This window comes from Carboxylicivirga sediminis (assembly GCF_018156225.1).
In the GTDB taxonomy this organism is placed as follows: Bacteria; Bacteroidota; Bacteroidia; order Bacteroidales; family Marinilabiliaceae; genus Carboxylicivirga; species Carboxylicivirga sediminis.
The window spans coordinates 1-3,514 of sequence record NZ_JAGTAR010000074.1; the positions used below are offsets into that span (position 1 = coordinate 1).

The following is a 3,514-nucleotide window of genomic DNA, read 5'->3' on the forward strand; positions in this document are numbered from 1 at the left end:
AGATTACATATGTATTGACCCGAGAACGAAAAATATTAATAGCTCCGCTGAAAAAGTGGCTTGAAAACTTGTATTTAATTAGAGTATATGAAAAGTACACCCTGAGCTCCGTGCTGAAGCGCGTTGTTCATTTTTTCAGAGGAACCTGCGTATGCGGCCCAATCGTTCCAGTCTTCAGCTCCTTTAGGTTTTGGGTGGCCCGATTCAAGCATGACAATCTTATTCTTTACATCAATGCCTTTGTAATCATCGTAGTGGTGCTCAGGTGCTGTGATGCCATAACCCACGTAAACCAGTTCACTGCTAACCTCTCCATTTCCCGAGTTGGAACCCGGATAATAATGCTCAGGGAATGAATAGCTTTTATCGATGGAATTGCCTTTCGAATCGATTAATTGTGCGGTGAAGCTCCCAACAGATTTGACGGTAGTATAGTCCAGTGGATAATGCTTAAAGTAGCTCCCGTTAAAGCCTGGTTGTATATCCCATTCTTTCAGATAATCTGCCACATATTCCGCAGCATGGGTATAGCCTGGGCTACCGGCTAGTCGGCCATCAAATTGGGGTTCGGCCAGTGTTTTAGCATAGCCAAATACTTCTTCTGAGGTAATGCTGTGGAAATACTTCAGAATTACTTCTTCATCTTGTGCCTGAAGATTTGAAGTTAAAAGTATAAAGGATAAGAATAGTATGTTTCTCATAGTGCATTATAAATATGTTCAGATGTTAAAAATAGCATAAATACTGTTACTATTGAGGTTATTGACACTGGCTATGACATGAAACGATGACTATTTTATACTGTATAAATGCAGATTAACATCTTTAATAAACCATATAGATATGTAGATATGAAGAAATATATCTATATTTGCAGTGCATTTGAAAACCAGATAAGTTAATATGAAAATTATAGAAGTATGAAGTATTTAATTGTTGGAGGAGTTGCAGGTGGAGCCACAACGGCTGCACGTTTGCGGAGAATCGATGAACAGGCTGAAATTATAATGTTTGAGCGTGGAGAATACATTTCATACGCCAATTGCGGGTTACCATATTATATTGGAGGCACAATAAGTGAGCGTGAGAACCTGTTTGTGCAAACACCTGAGAGTTTTGGTAAGCGCTTTAATATGGAGGTGCGCACGCAGCACGAAGTAGTTGCAATTGACAGGGCAGCGAAAGTTGTAAAAGTTAAAAAAGTTGCAACCGGCGAAGAATATACCGAAACATACGATAAGCTAGTGTTGTCGCCTGGTGCCGAACCTGTAAAGCCGCCGCTGCCAGGTATCAATTCCGAAGGGATATATACTTTAAGAAATGTACCGGATACGGATATTATCAAAGCATATATAGAGGAACACGACGTACAGCATGCAACTGTTGTGGGAGCTGGGTTTATTGGTCTTGAAATGGCAGAAAACCTGCATGATTTAGGTGTTCGCGTAACCATTGTGGAGATGGCTGAACAGGTGATGACGCCTTTGGATTATTCGATGGCCACCTTGGTACACCAGCATTTAAAAACGCAGAATGTTGAATTCTATCTGAATACTGCCGTAAGTTCTTTTTCTAAAAAGAATGGTGAACGCCTGAATGTGCACTTAAATACAACACGTTCCATTGAAACGGATTTGGTTATCCTGTCGATTGGTGTTAGGCCGGAAAGTAAGCTGGCAAAAGAGGCCGGGCTTGAAATTGGCGATACGCATGGTATTGTCGTGAATGAACACCTGCAGACTTCAGACCCTGATATTTATGCTTTGGGTGATGCCATCGAATTCGAAAATCCAATCATCGGTAAAAAGATGATTACCTATCTGGCTGGGCCAGCCAACAAGCAAGGTAGGATTGTAGCCAATAACCTGGTGCGCGGTAATGAGCATGTTTACAATGGAGCCATAAACACGGCTATTGCTAAAGTTTTTAAACTTACAGTTGCTTCAACTGGAGTATCGGGCAAGTTGCTGGGTGAGCACAACATACCACACATCGATTCAATCACTCACTCATCATCGCATGCAGGTTATTATCCTGGTGCTGAACCAATGAGTATTAAAATATCATTTGATCCGAATGATGGACGATTGTTGGGTGCTCAGATTGTTGGTTATAAAGGCGTGGATAAGCGCATTGACTTATTTGCTGAAGCGGTGCGTAATAGATATACAGTATATGACTTGACGGAGATAGAACATGCGTATGCGCCGCCATATTCTTCGGCAAAAGACCCTGTTAATATTGCTGGTTTTGTGGCTGAAAATATACTGAATGGTACTACCCGAACAATCTGGTGGCGCGATTTAGTAGCTGGAAAAGCGGATGATTATTTTGTTGTTGATGTACGAACAAAAGATGAAGCTGAATTGGGCGGTATCGAAGGTTCACTAAATATTCCATTGGATGACATACGTGAGCGTATGGGTGAAATTCCAGGAGATAAAAAAGTAGTCCTGTATTGCGGTGTTGGTCTCAGAGCACATGTTGGATGCCGCATCTTGATGCAACACGGTTATGAACAGGTATATAATCTTTCGGGAGGTTTAAAAACCTACGAGCACGCTATTCAGAAGCAAAGCAATGAGGATATTTTTGCGAATAATTACATCGGTAACGACGATCATATTTATCGTAAAACCAGGCAGACCGAAGAACAGCAGGCTGATGTGCAGGTAACAGTTGAAGCCGATGCCTGTGGTTTGCAATGTCCCGGACCAATCCTGAAGCTGAAAAAAACGATGGATACGGTGCAGGATGGCGAAAGTATCAGGATTAAAGCCTCAGATCCTGGTTTTTTCAATGATGTTAAAAGCTGGGCGAAAATGACCGGCAACCAGGTGGTGGATGTGGCGCAAGATGGTTCAACTATTACCGCCGTTGTTAAAAAGGGTACAAAGACATTGGCACCAAGTCGAACTGTACAGGCCAATAAGAAATCTTTAATTTGCTTTAGTGATGACCTGGACAGAGCATTAGCCACTTTTGTGATTGCCAATGGCGCCTTGGCTGCTGGTCACGATGTAAGCATTTTCTTTACATTCTGGGGATTGAATGTGATTAAGAAAACGGATGCGCCAAAGGTTAAGAAAGATGTCATCAGTAAAATGTTTGGCAAGATGATGCCATCATCAGCTCGCGAACTGACCCTGAGTAAGATGCATATGGGCGGGGCCGGTACCAAGATGATGAAGAAGATTATGAAGAAGAAGAATATTGATTCTCTGGAGAATTTAATACAATCGGCTATTGATGGTGGAGCTAAATTTATTGCCTGTCAGATGAGTATGGACGTGATGGGCGTGCAGAAAGAGGAGTTGCTTGATTCAGTTGAAATTGGAGGAGTTGCAACTTACCTTGAGCAGTCTGAAGAATCGAATGTGAATCTACTTATCTAATTGATAACAATGGATGATAAAAGGAAAGAGGGTGTCCAAAAAACGGATGCCCTCTTTTGTATTCATAATCAATAGATTATTGCCTTGATTATTTGGTTAGATGCTTGATGTTTAGTATC

The 3,514-nt window shown here is 41.5% G+C and carries 2 protein-coding genes; one reads left to right on the forward strand and one right to left on the reverse strand.

Translation table 11 applies throughout. The features are described from left to right. Nucleotides 1-74 precede the first annotated feature (74 nt). A complete protein-coding gene (locus KDU71_RS22550; RefSeq protein WP_212193393.1) occupies nt 75-701 on the reverse strand; it encodes a PA domain-containing protein in 627 nt (208 codons plus the stop codon). A 219-nt stretch (nt 702-920) separates the two neighbouring features. On the opposite strand from KDU71_RS22550, the gene KDU71_RS22555 reads away from it, so the two are divergent. Then, a complete protein-coding gene (locus KDU71_RS22555; RefSeq protein WP_212193394.1) occupies nt 921-3,395 on the forward strand; it encodes an FAD-dependent oxidoreductase in 2,475 nt (824 codons plus the stop codon). Nucleotides 3,396-3,514 lie beyond the last annotated feature (119 nt).